The following is a 15,934-nucleotide window of genomic DNA, read 5'->3' on the forward strand; positions in this document are numbered from 1 at the left end:
CCGGCGCCTGCAGTTCAGGCCAAGGCTGAGTCGGGCATCGGGCTCTCCGCAAGGGCGCGCGCGGCCTTGCCGATGACGACGCTGTAGGTCGGGTACGCGAAGCGCACGTTCGCCAGAGTCGTCACGTCGATGCCGGCGGCCATCGCGGTAGTCACCGACTGGATCACCTCGACGGCGTTCTCCCCGACGGCGTGAGCGCCGAGAATCAGCTCGCGACGCCGGTCGGCGATGAGCTTGAGGAACCCGGTCTCGCGGTCGTCGATTACCGCGCGATCGACCTCGCCATACGGCACCGTCGCTACGACGCACTGGGGATCGCGCTCTCGGGCCTCGGCCTCGGTGAGGCCGACACCCGCGTAGTCGGGATCGGTGAATCCGCCGGCGGGGAGCAGGTGGTGGGGTGTGCGCCGGTTGGCGCCGAGCACCGCGTTCTCGGCAGCAGCCTCGCCTTCGAACTGTGCTGCCTGCACGAGCATGTCGCGCCCGTTCGCATCGCCCACGGCGAAGATGTGCGGCACCACGGTGCGGAAGTACTGATCGGCCGGGATCGACGACCGCTCGATCTGGATGCCGGCCCGTTCAAGACCCAGGCCATCGACGTCGGCGGGCCATCCGGTCGCCATGATGACGACGTCGAACGGGTCGGAGTGCAGACCATCGGCATCGCGCCAGTTCAGGATGATCGACCCATCGTCACCCCTCGCCAGCGAGTCGACGGTCTCGATGCCGAGCCGTATCCGAACGCCCTGCGCGGCGAACGACGACGCGACGAGGTCGGAGATCGAGGCATCCGACGTGGTCAGGATGCGGGGAGCTACGTCGAGCAGCGTAACCTCCGACCCGAACGACGCGAATACGGTGACGAGTTGCGCTCCGGTGTTGCCTCCGCCGATCACGGCCGCGCGGCGGGGTAGGGCGGGTAGGCCGAGGATGTCCTCGGGCACCGTCGCCAGCTCGGCGCCCGGTATAGGCAGTCGACGGGAGTGTCCGCCGACGCAGATGATGATGGAGTCGGCGCTCACCCGTCGCCCGCTGTCGAGCACGAGAACACTGTCGCTCTCGAATCGGGCGCGACCCTCTTGCACGAGGTCGATGCCGGCCGCGGCAAACCTGTCGGCCTCGCGTTTGATCGAGCGCACCTTCTCGACGCGCTCTTCGACGCGCTTGACGACTCGCGCCCAGTCGACGACCGGGGCGCCCACGTCGATGCCGTAAGCGCTCGCGGTCCGGGTCTCGCGCATCATGCGCGCCGTCTTGGCGAGCACGCGCGTGGGCACGCAGCCGGTGTTGACGCAGGTGCCGCCGAGTCGGCCGGCCTCGAGCACAACGACCCGCGCGCCCAGCTCTGCCGCACGCAGGGCCGCGGCGGTACCCGCCGGGCCCGCGCCGATCACGGCGACGTCATAGTGATCGGGCGCATCCTGCTGCATCTTGCTCTCCTCTGAGACGCGGTACTGCAGCCACGATATCCCGGCCGCGAAGATGCAGGTGGCGGAATCCCCGTCCGGTGCCGAACCGGCACCGGACGGGCCGCGACCGACTAGCGCCGAGCGGCGCCGCGGCCCGCGAAGCGCACGTAGAGGAACAGCACGATGATCGCGCCGATAATCGATCCGATAATGCCGGCGGGCTGGAAGAAGCCGTCCATCGCGTCGCGCTGGAAGATCAGGAAGCCGAGAAAACCACCGACGAACGACCCGATGATGCCGAGCAGGATGGTCATCGGGATGCTGATGTTCTGATGTCCAGGGATAACCAGACGGGCGACTGCGCCGGCGATGAGTCCGACGATGATGAGGCTGATGATGAGACCGATCACGATAAGTCCTTTCTTCTGCACGCCTGAGCGTGCGTAACGGTTCGACGGATGTCGAGCCGAAAGCAATTCAGCCAGAGCCGCTAGACCGCCGGTACACCCCAAAGGGTGTAGTCGTCTCGTGCTAGTGGGCGTATCGTCAAGGCATGGCCGAGCCCCTCACCGTCGCACTGGTCGACGACTACGACGTTGTGCTTGCGGGTCTGGCCCACATGTTCGACCATTACCGTCACCGCGTGGTAGTCGCGGAAATCGACGCGAATTTCGACCTCAAAGACACCGTCGACATCGTGCTCTACGACTCCTTCGCGCAGCCCGAGTCGGATCACGACGAGATCGCGGCCCTTGTACGCAGCCCGCGCGCTTCCTACGTCGTCGTCTACACCTGGAACTTCCACCCGTCGCTCGTCGCCCAAGCACTCGAGCAGGGCGTTCGCGGCTACCTGTCGAAGTCGCTCACTGCCCGCGAACTCGTCGCAGCCTTGGAAGCCGTACGCGACGGCGAGGTCGTCGTGAGCGACCCTCCCCGGCGGGCCGGCAATGCGCCCGGCATCGAATGGCCGGGACGTCACGAGGGCATCACCGATCGCGAGGCGGAGATCCTCGCGCTGATCACCCAGGGCAAGAGCAACGCCGAGGTCGCGGCGCTCACCTACCTGAGCCCGAACACGGTGAAGCTCTACATCCGCAACGTCTACGCCAAGATCGGCGCCACCTCGCGAACGCAAGCCGTGCTCTGGGGCGTCAACCACGGGTTCACCCCCGACCACCATCGGATCGATCACTGGCTCGGAGGCCCCTGATTCGGTCAAAGGTAAGTGACAAACTGCCATACCTTCCTCATCTTCCGCGAGCCCGCGCATCCGTCTGCCACGGTTGACGCATGCGCCGAACCGAAGAACTCAACCACGCCGTCGACACCTATTTTCGCGGCGTCTACAACTGCGACGTCACGCTGCTCGACGAGGTGTTCCACCCCGCGAGCTCCCTCTTCGACGTCGATGAGGGGGTAGTGACGGTCGACCCCTACCCGGTGTGGCGCGAGGTGGTCGCGAACCGACCTTCGCCCGCGTCCGCCGGTCATGAACGCACAGAAGAGGTGCTCGTCGTCGATTGGCTTTCGGATGCCGCGGCTATCGTTCGCCTGCGGCTGCGCGCCATCGACAGTATCTTCGTCGACCAACTCTCGTTCGTCGACGGACCGGACGGATGGCAGATCGTCGCGAAAGTGTGGCACCTGGAGTCGACGCTCTAGGCCACGGCCCAGTAGCAACAAACGTCTCGAGCCGCAACGGGCCTCACACGATGCGGCCCTCTCGGCGGGGCCACCTGTACGTTTGCACTCTGCTGACTATCAGCAAGAGGTGACCGCAGGTTGAACACCCACCAGACAGGAGCCTCGACGTGGCTACGCATGCCCGCCCCGCCCCGCCCGCGAATCCTTCGGGCGGTGTGCGCGAACGCGTCCTCGAAGTCGCCGACTACCTGTTCTACACGGACGGCATCAACCAGACCAGTGTCGACGCGATCGCGTTCCAAGCCGACGTCTCAACGCGGGCGTTCGCCAGGGCGTTCGCATCGAAGGAAGACCTGATCGTGGCCTACGTCAATCAGAGGCACGAGAGCGACGTCGACCTCTTTTCGACGATCGCCGCGACGGAGTTATCCCATCAGCTCGTCCTTAACATGGTGCTTTCCGAGGTCATCATCGACGTCACCAGCCCCGGCTTCCACGGGTGCGCGTTCATCAACGCCGCCATCGAATGCCGAGAATACCTAGCCGTGCAGGCGGCCGTGAAGAACCATCGGGAGTGGTACACCGGTGCGGCAACCGAGGTGCTGCGGCAGGCCGGCCACCATTACCCGGCGGACGCCGCCGACGACGTGTTGCTGGCCCGGGATGGCGCCATGAACAGCGGATACGGCGGCGATCCCACTGCGGCGACTGCAGCATTGCGGCGCGCGATCGACAGGGTTCTGGCCGAAATCCCAGACACGTCGTCGTCGTTCTCTATTTAGAGCGACCCGTCGCCTCGCCACCGTTGGAGGAATATCTTGGCCAGTGACCCGGGCGACCGCACCGCCGCGTGGGCCCAGATCGGTCTCGCCGTCTTCACCGAAGGAATGGGGGTGTGGGCTTTGGTGGCGGATCCCGGAGGCACAAGTGCCAGAGGCCTACCGATGTGGCTGCTCGGTGGCCTGCTCGTAGTATTCGGTGTTTGGGTTGCCGCCCGGGCGATCAAAACCCTGCGCCGAACGAGCTGACTCGGCGCACTTCGGCACAGGCGGGCTAGCCCTGACCGCTGATGCTCTTGGCCTTGATCGTCAGGATGACCCGCTGCTGGTCGCGCCCGCCGTACCAGGGGTAGGGCCGACCCGTGTACTTCTGCGACATCGCCTCAATGCTCTCCGCGCCGCCCTCGGTCGTCACACTGACCACCTCGCCACGCACCTGGATGTACCGGAACGGGTTCGCGGGATCCTGGATCGCCACGGCCACGCGCGGGTCGCGCTCGATGTTGCGCACCTTCACGTACCCGACCACGGAGTTGATGATGACGTGCTCGCCGTCGGTATCGACCCAGGTCTCGGTCACCTGCGGCGAACCGTCGGCCATGATCGTGGAGAGGAAGCAGGGGCTCGGCTTGCGAAGCAGGTCGAGAAGGGGAGCGGGAAGGGGCATCCGCTCATTCTCCTCTGCCGCGGTCGCGGATCCCGCTCGAGCAGACGCCCATGGACCCGCCTATTTCTCATTTTGTCAACCGTTCATGCTCCATTCACGCCTCACCCCTACGGTGACGGATGACACGGGGGAGCGTTCGGCAATGGGGGTAAGACGCTTGACCGCGCTCAGTGCTGCACTGAGCCTCACTCTCGCGGCAGCACTGCTCGGCCCGCTCGGTGCGTCACCCGCCCAAGCCGCCGCGCTCGTGCCGATCACCGGCACCGGTTCGACCTGGGCCCAGAACGCCCTCGACATTTGGCGCAAGGGGGTCGCTTCGAGCTACGGCCAGACCGTGAACTACACGGGGTCGGGCTCGCGAAACGGACTCGCCGATTTCGCCAGTGGCGCCACGGACTTCGCCGTGAGCGAGCAGCCCTTCGAGTCCCCGGCAGACGGAGACGGCGGGATCAGGGCGCCCGACTTCTCCTACGGCTCCCTGCCGATCGCGGCGGGCGCGACCTCCCTCGCCTACAACCTGCGCGCGACAGGCACGCGCGTCAACGACCTACAGCTCAGCGGTGACACCGTGGCGAAGATCTTCACCGGGGTCATCACGGTCTGGAACGACCCCGCGATCCAGGCCGACAACCCGCAGATCGCCCTGCCGGCTCAGACCATCACTCCCATCGTGCGGGCCGATGCTTCTGGGTCGACCGAGGTCTTCACCCGGTGGATGGCGACCCAGCACGAGGGCGTGTGGAGTGACTACTGCGTGCGCCGGGGCGAATCGGCGAGCTGTGGCGCCACGTCGCAGTATCCGGTCAGCGGAGCCATGAAGGCGCAGTCCGGTTCGCTCGGCGTGGCCGGCTACGTCAGCCAGTCTTACGGCGACGGCTCGATCACCTACGTCGAGAACAGCTACGCCGTGAAGTCGGGCCTCGCGACGGCCAAGCTCCTCAACGCCGGCGGCTCCTTCGTCGCACCGTCGGCCGCCGCCGTGGGCATCGCTCTGCAGGGTGCCGGGGCCGGTGACGGCGGTGTCTTCGCCAACCAGGACCCGCGCGCCTACCCGCTGTCGAGCTACGCGTCGATGATCGTGCCGAACGCGGTATGGGCGAGCTTCACCACCGAGAAGGGCCGCTCGCTCGGCGAGTTCGCCCGCTACGCGCTGTGCGAGGGCCAGGCACTCGTCGAAAGTCTCGGCTACGCGCCGCTGCCGGCCAACCTCGTGTCCGCCGGGCTCGCAAAGATCCGAAGCATCCCGGGCGCCGAATCGGTCGACGTGACCGCCAACTGCGAGAGCCCCACTCCGAATTCCGTCGGACTCTCGGTTACGACGATCCAGGCGGTCGACACCCCACTCAGCATCGAGTTCCCCGCCGACGATCCTGCCGGGTTCGGCCAGCCGGGACTCGTGAACGGAGTCTCGGTCGTCACCGGCGCGCTGCCCGAGATCACGGTGCACGACGGTCGCGTCTCGAGCGAACAGGGCTGGGATGTCGCGGCCAACCTGACTCCGTTCACCAGCACGACCGATGCCAGCCAGACGATCAGCACCCGACACGTCGGCCTGCGCGCGTTCGTCGTCACGACGACCGCCGCCGGTTCTGCCCCAGCTACACCTCAGGTCGCCGGCACCGCCGTCTACCCGGCCCAGTACGCGTCTGGAAGCGGCGCGGGGGAGACGGTACTCGGCGGCGAAGTCACCCTCGTCTCGCCGGCGAACAGCCCGGCGGGAACCTACACAGCGAAGCTCACCCTCACGATCACCTCGCGCTGAGCCGTTCCTCCGAGGTGACCAAAGGCGCGTCGGGGACGGTCTTGGCGTTCCGCTAGCGTGTCACATACCCTCTTGTGATTGAAGCGAGGAACAGAGTCATGACCCAGGTTCAAGTCGGCGGCCTCGGTGGCCTTGTCCTCGGAATAGCCGTTGTCGCAGGATGCGTCCTGCTGTTCGTTTACGCGGACCGGTACGCCTTGTACTCGAAAAACCGGGCGGAACGAATGTATGGGGCTTTGATGTCCAGACAGTTCACCCGGGCCAACGTGAGGCTGGGCGCGAGCGGCGGGCTCGTGTTCGGAGTGCTGGTTGTGATCCTCTGCACGGTTCGTCTGCTCGGGAGCTAAGGGAGGTTTCCGAGAGCAGGGCGCGGCTCGTCGGCCGGCCAAAACCCTCGGCGACCAACGCGTCTAGAAGCGTGTTTGTCTTACGTCCCACGGCTTGCGAGGCGTCTCGTCCGTTTGAGGTGCGAACGGGTAGATGGCGATTGCGAGCGCGCCAGGGCGATCTAAGGTCCGCCCGCCACGTTCGGTTCGGATGTGATCCGACGCACCTGCGCGTCCCGACAAGCTAGCCCAGTACCCATATGACTAGGCCGTCTCGCTTCATCGTGAAGTCTTTGTCCCGGCCGAAGGCGACGCCGTCACCGGCAACGAGCGGGTGCAGCCTTACCTCTACGAACTCGTCGGACGGGTTCGACGGAGTCCACGTTTCTCTACCGGACTTTTCGAGCAGGCCGTTGCTCACATATCCGGCGTCGGCCAAACGCTCTTGCAACTCAGGGAGCGCGTCCTGCCCTTCCACAGCGGCAGTGTACAGCGGCGGGTTGTTGCCACCGATACCAGAGCGCCCCTCCCGGACAAGCCCGTCCAGCGAAGGAATATCGAGGACTTCGACGACGTCGTTGACCTCGTCGAAAAACCCCGGAGGAGTAAAATCATGGCCAGCAACCGTGCACCCCGACAACGACGTCAACAGAACCAGGGCAGCAGCCGCGCGGATCGCAATTGATCGAAGCTCAGTGACCATGGGACTCACAGTACGCCAGCCGCAGCGCAGGGTTGGTTATGCGGTTTCAGCGGCTGCGGTGACTTCTGACATTGTCAGCGCAAATGTGCTGGGTCTCCCTGTCGGTTACACCTCGTACGCAAACCCGTACGCCCCAGACCTATTCAGTTCCGACGTCCTACCAGTCATGTTCGCCGGACTCAGCTGTGAATCGTGCGGGCCCCGAGGGGGTCACAAGGATCTTTCGGGCCCGACGTTCCTCACCCGTAGCTGGGGGGCGAAGCCCTCCCACAGAAGGTCAGGCGGCGTTGTGGTAGCGGAACCACTCCAGCAGCATCCGCGCTCGTGACGGCGTTCCCCAGTCGACAGGGTTCGAGCGCTCTTGGAAGAAAGAGCTGTAGCCCGGGATGTCACGGATGCCCGACTCGGTGAGTGCGCGGAACCCCATGCTCCACTCGGGGAAGCGTCGCTCGTCGATCTGCTCCTCGAGCAGTGTGCGAACGCCGTCGTGACGCGGATCGGCCGAGACGATCGCATATACGGAGCGCACGGCCGCATCGTCGCCCTCGAGCGCCTGCATGAAATGTCCGTCGCGGTAGAGCAGCATGCCCGTCAGCTCGGATGCCGAATTGTTCGCCCGGCTCTTCTCGAGAAGCTCCGCGAGCGCCTCGTCGGAGAACGGCGAGACGGCAGAGCTGATGTAGACGATGGATAACAACATTGACCCCCCGGGACTTCTTACATTGATTCTAGGTACGCGTGGCCACTGTCGGTGGACTCGGGTGGGCCAAATCTTTGGCGGTATCTCGTCGGTAAGGGCTCCAAAAAAGCGCCAAATCTTTGGCCCTTTTTTGGAGCCCCCTGTCGGATTCGAACCGACGACCCCCGCTTTACAAGAGCGGTGCTCTGGCCAACTGAGCTAAGGGGGCGCGCATCAAGAATTGACGCACGTCAATGTTACTGGGCGGCGGCGCCCCGGTCGGCATCGAGGGTCAGGACAGGTCGGCGATGACCCGGTCGAGCACGGCGGTCCAGTGCTCGAGCATCTGGGCGCGTTCCTCGGCCGAGGCGAGGCGTTCTTGGTGGAACCCGATCGTTGTTCCCGAGGCCGCCGGCATCAGCGTTACCTGCACGGTCGTGTCGTGGTCCCAGTCCTCGGGCTGCCAGGTGAGGCGCAGTCGCAACTGGTCGGTGCGGCTGCGGATCTCGCCGCTCACGCCCTCCGCGGTGAGGTAGGTGTCGCCCTTGTGCAGTCCGAGCGTCGTGTCGCCGAGCCAGGTGGGCAGCCCGTCGACCACGAAGTATTCCCAGACCTCGTCGACCGGGGCGTCGACGGTGCGCCGCACCCCGAACTCCCAGCCGACGTCTTTCGTGAGTCCCGTTGTGTCGTTCATGCAGACAGTCATAGTGCTACTTCGCGACGAGCACCAGAGTGGTCAGCTCAACTCGGTCAGCTCAACTCCGACAGGTAGCGCCCGATCTCGAGCCGCTTGCGCTTGTCGCTCTTCGTCTTGTCGGGCAGCCCGCCCACGTAGAGCCAGCCGAGCAGTTGCTCATTCGGCGCGAGCTCGTGCATGCGGTGCACCGGCTCGCTGCGGGTGAAGTTGCCGCTGCGCCAGAACACGCCCCAGCCGGCCTCGTCGAGAAGCAGGCTGAGCATGTGCGCGACCCCGGATGCCACGGCCTCCTGCTCCCACGCGGGCACCTTGAAACTCGGCTTGTGTACGAACACCACGGCGATCAGCAGCGACGCCCGAAGCGGTTTCGACGCCATCTTCTCGGCGTCCTTGCCGTGGGCGCCGAGAGCCTCCGAGAACGCGGCGCCCAGGCGCAGTCGGGCGTCGCCGCGCAGCTCGATGAGCCGCCACGGCTTGAGCCCCGAGTGGTCGGCGACCGTCGCTGCTGCCTCGACGAGAGGCAGCAGCTGCAGCCGACTGGGGGCGTCGGCGGTCACCTTCGAGTGTGACTGCCGACGCATTACCGCGTCGAGTGCTGTCAACTCACGCTTCCTTGAAGCCGAGCGAGAGCGAGTTCATGCAGTACCGGTCGCCGGTGGGCGTCTGGTACGCGTCGTCGAACAGGTGGCCGAGGTGAGAGTCGCAGGTGGCGCAGCGGATCTCCGTGCGCACCATACCGAGGCTCTTGTCGGTGGCCAGGGTGACGGCATCCGGGTTGATGGACTCATAGAAACTGGGCCATCCGCTGCCCGATTCGAACTTCGCGCCGCTCTTGAAGAGGTCCGCTCCGCAGGCTCCACAGGTGTAGACGCCGTCGCGCTTCTCGTCGAGCAGGGCGCCCGAGAAGGGGCGCTCGGTTCCGGCCTCGCGGAGGATCTTGTACTGCACGGGTCCGAGCTCGGCGAGCCACTCTTCCTCGGTCTTGACGATCTTGGTGGTCATGTCTGTTCTCCTTATGAGAGGGGAAGAGGGGTCTTCCTCTCCATTAAACTCGGGCCCATGTCAGATTGTTCCATCGTCGTTAAGCAGTGGGGCGAACTCACAACCTCCGAGCTCTACTCCATCCTCAAGCTGCGCACCGACGTGTTCCTCGTCGAGCAGAAGGTCGACGAGGAGGAGCTCGACAACCGCGACCAGACCGCGGTGCACGTCTATATTGCGGATGCGATCGGCACAGCCGCGTACCTGCGTGTGCTTTTCGACGAATCGCCGGAGCACCTCGACGCCCACCGTGTCGTCGGACGCGTGGTGGTGCGGCCCGATCGGCGCGGCGAGGGACTCGCGCAGCTTCTGCTGAACCGGGTCTTAAGCCTCTATGGCGGGGAGGCCATGCTGCTGCATGCTCAACAGTATGTCGCGCCGCTCTACGCGAAGGCCGGCTTCGAGGCCTTCGGCGAACCCTACGACGAGGCCGGGATCGCCCACATCTCGATGTACCGGGCGGGCGTCGGCGCATAGAAGGTTAGGCTTGCCTTATTAAATCTTTGACACGGCGGGCGCCGAACCAATAGGGTCAAAAAGTAAGCATAGGCTTACCTTGCTAACCCCGGAGTCTTGCCCCTCGTGAATACAGCCACCCGAATCTCCTCGAGCGCGCGCGCCCTGCTTGCCGCGCTGCTCACCACCCTCCTCGTTGTGAGCGGAGTCTCGCTCGGCGCCCAGCCCGCGAGCGCCGCGACCGGCGAGGTCACGAGCGCCACGCTCAGCTGGGGCATCAAGCAGTCGTTCCGCACCTATATCAAGAGCCCGATCGCGAAGGGCACGTGGACTATCGCAGGCAACGTCACCGACACCACGCCGTTCGCCTGGACCGGGGGAGCGGGAACCGCCAGCCAGTCGGCGTCGACCGGCAGCGTCGGCTACACCGGCAGCATCCACTTCCAAGGGCACGAGGGTGTCGGCGTACCCGCCGGCAGCTACGGGCTCGATCTCACCATCTCCGACGTACGCGTGAAGCAGACGAGTGCCACGGCCGCACAGGTCGTGGTCGACGTGTACTCGAACTCGCTCGACGCGCCCACCACCTTCGTGCAGAGCAACGACGTCGTGTTTGCGACCGTCGACCTCGCAGCCGCCGCCGCCGCGTCGACCGCGACCACGGTCGCCTACTCCGCCGCGCCGACCGTGCTCACGCCCGAGGGCGCTTCGGCGTTCGCCGGGTTCTACGAACCCGGAACCGCGCTCGACCCGGTGTCGTTCAGTTGGCCCGTCGAGCAGGCTTCCCAGCCCGCCGTCGCCACGTCCACGGCGCTCGCCGTTCCCGCGGCCGCGACGATCGGCACCGCCGTGACGCTTTCCGCAACCGTCACGCCGGCGGGCGCTGTTGGATCCGTCGGGTTCTTCGACGGCGCGACGTCGCTCGCGACCGCACCCGTCGCATCCGGAACCGCTTCGACCTCCTCCACCTTCTCGGTCGCGGGCGCGCATCCGATCACCGCCGTCTTTACGCCCACCGACCCGGCTGCCTTCGTCTCGTCCACGAGTGCCGCCTCCCCCGTCACGGTTAGTGCGGCGCCGGTCGCCACGGTCCCGACCGTCGTGGTCTCGAAGTCGGTCGTGTCGGCGGCCGGCGAGACCATTACCGTCACCGGTTCGGGCTTCTCGCCGGTCGGCGCGGCCACGAGCGCGGCTCGCCCGCCGCTGGCCGGCAAGTTCGGCGGCGTGTACGTCACGTTCGGTAAGTTCGCGGACGTTTGGAAGGCGAGCGCGGGCGCGACGAGCTCGGCGCGCACCGCCGACCGCAGCACTCTCAAGTGGGTCGTGAACCCGGCCGACGTCGCGACCGTCGGGGGTGCCGCGGCAGGCGCCGTCGCCATCAACGCCGACGGAACGTTCTCGATCGACATGCTCGTGAAGCCTGGCTTCACGGGTGAACCGGCCACCGGCAACTACGGCATCTACACCTACCCGGGCGGCGGTGTCGCCTACCCGGCGTTCGAGACCGCAACTCCGATCACCTTCGCGACCACGCCAAAGGTCACGGTCTCGAAGTCGACCCTGACCAGTGCGGGCGAGCAGATTACGGTCACCGGTTCAGGCTTCTCGCCGGTCGGCGCGGCCACCAACGCGACGCGCCCGCCGCTGGCCGGCAAGTTCGGCGGCGTGTACGTCACGTTCGGTAAGTTCGCCAGCACGTGGAAGGCGAGCGCGGGCGCGGCGAGCTCGGCGCGCACCGCAGACCGCAGCACGCTCAAGTGGGTCATGAACCCTGCCGACGTCGCGACCGTCGGGGGCGCGGCAGCCGGTGCGGTGCCGATCAACGCCGACGGAACGTTCTCGATCGACATGCTCGTGAAGCCCGGCTTCACCGGCGAGCCGGCCAGCGGCAACTACGGGATCTACACGTACCCCGGCGGCGGAGTCACCTACCCGGCGTTCGAGACCGCCACGCCGATCACCTTCACGAGCGGGCCCAACGCACCTGCCCCGACCTCCCTCGGCCTGACGGCGAACCCGGCCACGGTGACGGCCGGCGCCGCCACCGCGTTGATCGCGAAGGTGTCGCCGGTCGCGGCCGGAACCGTTACCTTCACCTCGGGCGGCGCAACGGTCGGCGTCGTGCCGGTCGGCGCTGACGGCACCGCCACCCAGGTCACCCCGCCGATCGCGGCGGGAACGACCACCTACACCGCGACCTTCGCGCCCACCGACCCGCTGGTCTACGTGGGGTCGACGAACGCCGTCACGGTGACCGCCACCGCGCCCGTGCCGTCGACGGCCAGCCTCGACTGGGGTGTGAAGAAGTCGTTCCGCGACTACATCCTCAGCCCGACCGCGCACGGAACGATCACCACGGCCGGTGTCACCGACAACGGTGGTAGCTACAGCTTCCCGGCAACCACCGGCGGCAGCTACGACGCCACCACCGGCGTCGGCGCCTCGTTCTACACGGGATCGGTGCACTTCTCTGGCCACGACGGTGTGCTCGACATCGAATTCGGCAACCCGAGCGTCCGCCTCACCAGTGCGACGGCAGGCACCCTCTCGGTGAGCGTCGGCGGGGGAGCCCCGGTCGCCATCGCGAACCTCGACCTCGGCTCGGCCACCACGAGCTCGACCGCCACGTCGAAGAGCTTCGTCGCGGCGCCCGCGACACTGACGGCTGCCGGAGCCACCGCGTTCGGCGGCTTCTACCTCGCGGGCACGTCGCTCGACCCGGTGAGCTTCACGATCGACACGACGGTGCCGGCCGACCCGAACGCGCCGACCGAGCCCGAGGTGCCGACGCAGCCGGAGGTTCCGGTCCCGCCCTACGTCGCGCCGCCCTCGCTCGCCCCCATCGCCAGCCCCGCCAGCCTCGCGGCCGGCTCGCTCACCTGGGGTGTCAAGCAGTCGTTCCGCGATTACGTGACCGGTTCGATCGCCAAGGGAGCCGTGACCACATCCGGCGTCGCGTCATCCGGAGGCTCGTACACCTTCGGTCAGGCCGCCGGCGGCACCTTCGACCGTGCGAGCGGTGTCGGCTCGTCCAACTACAGCGGATCGGTGCGCTTCACCGGCCACGCCGGCCAGCTCGACGTCACGCTGGGCGACCCGGTCGTGCGCGTCGACAGCGCGAGCTCGGGCACCCTGCTCGTGAGCGTCAACGGCGGCGCGTCCACACCGTTCGCGACGCTCGACCTGGCGGCGGGTTCGCGTTCCACGCCGAACAACGCCGTGAGCTACTCGGGCGTGCCCGCGTCGCTGACTTCTCAGGGAGCCGCCGTGTTCTCGCTGAACGGATCCGGCTTCTACGCCGTCGGTACGCCGCTCGACCCGGTGAGCTTCGTTATCGGCGCGCCCAACGTGGTCAGCAACACGGTCGGCGCCACCGTTGCCTCGTTCAAGGCGCCGAACACGGCTGCCCCGACCCCGCCGGCGACGACGGGCATCGAGGTCGCGCAGGGCACCACCCTTAACGCGGGCGACGAGGTCACCATCACCGCCAGCGGATTCCGCCCGAACGAGACCGGGATCCTCGTCGTCATCTACTCGACGCCGATGGTGCTCGACACGAACGCGACGGCGGATGCGAGTGGTGTCGTCACCTGGACGGGTCGCCTCCCGGCCGGGCTGAGCGGCGTACACACGCTCACGCTGCAGGGATCGGTCGACCGAGGCGTCGAGCTGACCATCGCGGCCGCGGAGCTCGCCACCGCCGTCGCCGGCTGTGTCGTCGACGACGCCACCCTCACGTGGGGCTTCAAGGAGTCGTTCCGCGCGTACATCAGCGGTTCGATCGCCAACGGCGAGTGGACCGTGGCCGACGGCGCCACCTACGCGGTTCCCGACTTCGGGTGGACCGCCGGAACCGGCGGCTACGACGCCGAGTCGGGCGAGGGGCAGTTGGCCTTCGCCGGTTCGATCGCTTTCACCGGGCACTCCGGCGTGCTGAACACCACGGTCGCCAACCCGCAGATCAGATTCGTCGACGAGTCATCCGCTCTGCTGTTGCTCGACGTCTCGGGCACCACGCAAGACGGCGCCGTCGTCGACAACAAGGCCGTGGAGTTCGCTGAGCTCGACCTCACGGGCGTGCTCGAGAACGAGGGGGGCGCCGTAACCATCACGGCCGCCCCGGCCACCCTCACCGACGCGGGCGCCGCGGCATTCGGCACCTACCCGGCCGGCGAGGCGCTCGACCCCGTGACGGTCGCCTTCACGACCGCGGCCGACTGTGCCGTGCCCGTCGAAGAGGCGGCTGCGGCCGCCACAACCGCCGACGTCGACACGGTCTCCGACGAGAACCCGATCGACTACGGCTGGGTCGTCTGGCTGATTGCCGCGCTGCTGGTCATTGCTGCGGCCGTCGTGGTCGTCGTCAGGCTGCGCCGCCGCAAGGCGTAACCGCCGCCGCCGGGCGCCGACCGCCCCTGAGGCGGGGTCGGTCGGCGCCCGGCGCTGCCAGACTGGGTTCATGAGTGAGAGAAATGCCGCTGGCGACCCGGTACCGAAGCGATTCCGCAGGTTGCGCTTCAACCCGATGCGGGATGTCTTACCGTGGGTCGCTGCCGTCGTCGGGATATTCATGGCAATTCGGGGTGCCTTCGACCTCAGCGCGAGCGGTGACTCCCAGGGCTTGATCGTGGGTTTGAGCCTCACTGCGATTGCCATAGCCGCGTTCTGCATCAATCGGTGGCAGTCGAAGCGGGGGCTCTGAACGGTGGGCGCTAACGAGACAACGGCCGAGTGGTACACGCGGTTCGCCGCGAACGAGGCGCACGGACGTTCGGCGGTCTATGAGTCGTGGGCGCACGGGGTGGCCGGCGACCCGGAGGTGATAGCGGCCATCGAGCAGTTGCCGCCGCAGCGCCGCCAGCCCGCGCTGCTCTTCGCCGTGACCCGCCTGCTCGGAGCACCGGTCGGCGACTACGCCGGGTGGCGCGCCTTCACCCTCGCGCACTGGTCAGACGTGCGGCGCGAGGCGTTCGTGCGGCTCACCCAGACCAACGAGCCGCTGCGGTGCGCGGCGCTCATGCCGGTGCTCGCCCGCATCGACGGGCCGATAGCGCTGCTCGAAGTGGGCGCGTCGGCCGGGCTCTGCCTCTACCCCGACCGCTACAGCTACACCTACGACGGGGGCGAGCCGGTGCATCCGGCCGACGGCCCGAGCGCGGTCATGCTCGACTGCGCGACGAACGGGGTCGTGCCGGCCCCGTCGCGGCTGCCCGACATCGTCTGGCGGGCCGGAACCGACCTCGCCCCGCTCGACGTGAACAACGACGACGACGCGCTCTGGCTCGAGACGCTCATCTGGCCGGAACAGCACGACCGCCTCGCGCGGTTGCGCGCCGCGGTAGAGATCGCGCGAGCGGATCCGCCGCTTCTCGTCGCCGGGGACGTGACGGATGCGCTAGCCGGCTTGGCAGCGCAGGCGCCGCCGGATGCCACGTTGGTGGTCATCTCGAGCGGGGTGCTCGTCTACGTGGCGCGGCCGCAGCGCGAGCTGTTCGCCACGGCCGTCGGCGCCCTCGACGCCCGCTGGCTCTCGCTCGAGGCGGCCGGGCTGTTCTCCGGTATCGCGGCCGGTATCGAGCGGGCGACCGGCATCACGCCGCCCGGGCTCGCCGGCCGCTTCGCACTCGCCCTCGACGGCGAACCGCTCGCCTTCGTCGCACCGCACGGCGACCGCATCGACTGGTTCGCCCCGCCCCTGCCGGGCGAGTAGGTCGCTCAGCGACCGTGTCGAGACCCGCCCGCCCTCGCGGTCACGCGGCCGTTTTTCACTC

General features: G+C 67.3%; 17 protein-coding genes and 1 tRNA gene. 9 read left to right on the forward strand and 9 right to left on the reverse strand.

All coding sequences use genetic code 11. The features are described from left to right. Positions 1-14: 14 nt before the first annotated feature. The gene (locus IEV96_RS15105) at positions 15-1,430 is read right to left on the reverse strand and encodes a dihydrolipoyl dehydrogenase family protein (protein ID WP_188511571.1); all 1,416 of its coding nucleotides are present in this window, start codon (positions 1,428-1,430) and stop codon (positions 15-17) included. 110 nt (positions 1,431-1,540) lie between these two features. Beyond that, the gene (locus IEV96_RS15110) at positions 1,541-1,819 is read right to left on the reverse strand and encodes a GlsB/YeaQ/YmgE family stress response membrane protein (RefSeq protein WP_188511572.1); all 279 of its coding nucleotides are present in this window, start codon (positions 1,817-1,819) and stop codon (positions 1,541-1,543) included. A gap of 143 nt (positions 1,820-1,962) precedes the next feature. Here IEV96_RS15110 and IEV96_RS15115 point away from each other — a divergent pair, with 143 nt between their 5' ends. The 3 genes from IEV96_RS15115 to IEV96_RS15125 all read left to right on the forward strand — a co-directional run bounded on the left by IEV96_RS15115 (position 1,963) and on the right by IEV96_RS15125 (position 3,835). Next, positions 1,963-2,619 carry a response regulator transcription factor gene (locus tag IEV96_RS15115; RefSeq protein WP_188511573.1) on the forward strand — a complete coding sequence of 219 codons (657 nt, stop codon included), beginning with the start codon at positions 1,963-1,965 and terminating at the stop codon, positions 2,617-2,619. Between the two features lie 80 nt (positions 2,620-2,699). Further along, entirely contained in the window at positions 2,700-3,071 is a 372-nt protein-coding gene (locus IEV96_RS15120) for a nuclear transport factor 2 family protein (RefSeq protein WP_188511574.1), read from the forward strand. A 197-nt stretch (positions 3,072-3,268) separates the two neighbouring features. Continuing rightward, the gene (locus IEV96_RS15125; protein ID WP_188511575.1) at positions 3,269-3,835 is read left to right on the forward strand and encodes a TetR/AcrR family transcriptional regulator; all 567 of its coding nucleotides are present in this window, start codon (positions 3,269-3,271) and stop codon (positions 3,833-3,835) included. Positions 3,836-4,106: 271 nt separating this feature from the next. Here the strand turns inward: IEV96_RS15125 and IEV96_RS15130 are convergent, their stop codons facing one another. Continuing rightward, entirely contained in the window at positions 4,107-4,499 is a 393-nt protein-coding gene (locus IEV96_RS15130; protein ID WP_188511576.1) for a TIGR03618 family F420-dependent PPOX class oxidoreductase, read from the reverse strand. A gap of 85 nt (positions 4,500-4,584) precedes the next feature. Between IEV96_RS15130 and IEV96_RS15135 the strand changes: the two genes are divergently transcribed. Next, positions 4,585-6,261 (forward strand): substrate-binding domain-containing protein, encoded by a 1,677-nt coding sequence (locus IEV96_RS15135; RefSeq protein WP_188511577.1) that lies wholly within the window; start codon positions 4,585-4,587, stop codon positions 6,259-6,261. 98 nt (positions 6,262-6,359) lie between these two features. After that, a complete protein-coding gene (locus tag IEV96_RS15140) occupies positions 6,360-6,608 on the forward strand; it encodes a hypothetical protein (RefSeq protein ID WP_188511578.1) in 249 nt (82 codons plus the stop codon). A 223-nt stretch (positions 6,609-6,831) separates the two neighbouring features. On the opposite strand, the gene IEV96_RS15145 is transcribed toward IEV96_RS15140, so the two are convergent. The 6 genes from IEV96_RS15145 to msrB form a co-directional block, all read right to left on the reverse strand. After that, the gene (locus IEV96_RS15145) at positions 6,832-7,290 is read right to left on the reverse strand and encodes a hypothetical protein (RefSeq protein ID WP_188511579.1); all 459 of its coding nucleotides are present in this window, start codon (positions 7,288-7,290) and stop codon (positions 6,832-6,834) included. A 277-nt stretch (positions 7,291-7,567) separates the two neighbouring features. Next, complete coding sequence (locus tag IEV96_RS15150; protein ID WP_188511580.1) at positions 7,568-7,990, reverse strand: BLUF domain-containing protein; 423 nt, start codon at positions 7,988-7,990, stop codon at positions 7,568-7,570. A 131-nt stretch (positions 7,991-8,121) separates the two neighbouring features. Next, positions 8,122-8,198: transfer RNA gene (locus IEV96_RS15155), tRNA-Thr, on the reverse strand. Positions 8,199-8,261: 63 nt separating this feature from the next. Continuing rightward, complete coding sequence (locus IEV96_RS15160) at positions 8,262-8,663, reverse strand: SRPBCC domain-containing protein (RefSeq protein ID WP_188511581.1); 402 nt, start codon at positions 8,661-8,663, stop codon at positions 8,262-8,264. Positions 8,664-8,719: 56 nt separating this feature from the next. Then, complete coding sequence (locus IEV96_RS15165; protein ID WP_229733444.1) at positions 8,720-9,268, reverse strand: nitroreductase family protein; 549 nt, start codon at positions 9,266-9,268, stop codon at positions 8,720-8,722. Position 9,269: 1 nt separating this feature from the next. Beyond that, complete coding sequence (gene msrB, locus IEV96_RS15170; RefSeq protein WP_188511582.1) at positions 9,270-9,668, reverse strand: peptide-methionine (R)-S-oxide reductase MsrB; 399 nt, start codon at positions 9,666-9,668, stop codon at positions 9,270-9,272. A gap of 57 nt (positions 9,669-9,725) precedes the next feature. On the opposite strand from msrB, the gene IEV96_RS15175 reads away from it, so the two are divergent. The 4 genes from IEV96_RS15175 to IEV96_RS15185 all read left to right on the forward strand — a co-directional run bounded on the left by IEV96_RS15175 (position 9,726) and on the right by IEV96_RS15185 (position 15,873). Continuing rightward, positions 9,726-10,184, forward strand: a complete 459-nt coding sequence (locus tag IEV96_RS15175; RefSeq protein WP_229733445.1) for a GNAT family N-acetyltransferase — start codon at positions 9,726-9,728, stop codon at positions 10,182-10,184. Between the two features lie 105 nt (positions 10,185-10,289). Next, positions 10,290-14,552, forward strand: coding sequence for an HtaA domain-containing protein (locus tag IEV96_RS15180; RefSeq protein WP_188511583.1), 4,263 nt, complete (start codon positions 10,290-10,292; stop codon positions 14,550-14,552). 70 nt (positions 14,553-14,622) lie between these two features. Further along, positions 14,623-14,865 carry a hypothetical protein gene (locus IEV96_RS16730; RefSeq protein WP_229733446.1) on the forward strand — a complete coding sequence of 81 codons (243 nt, stop codon included), beginning with the start codon at positions 14,623-14,625 and terminating at the stop codon, positions 14,863-14,865. Between the two features lie 3 nt (positions 14,866-14,868). Beyond that, a complete protein-coding gene (locus IEV96_RS15185) occupies positions 14,869-15,873 on the forward strand; it encodes a DUF2332 domain-containing protein (RefSeq protein WP_188511584.1) in 1,005 nt (334 codons plus the stop codon). Positions 15,874-15,934: the final 61 nt, after the last annotated feature.

It is taken from the genome of Conyzicola nivalis (assembly GCF_014639655.1).
Classification (GTDB): Bacteria; Actinomycetota; Actinomycetes; order Actinomycetales; family Microbacteriaceae; genus Conyzicola; species Conyzicola nivalis.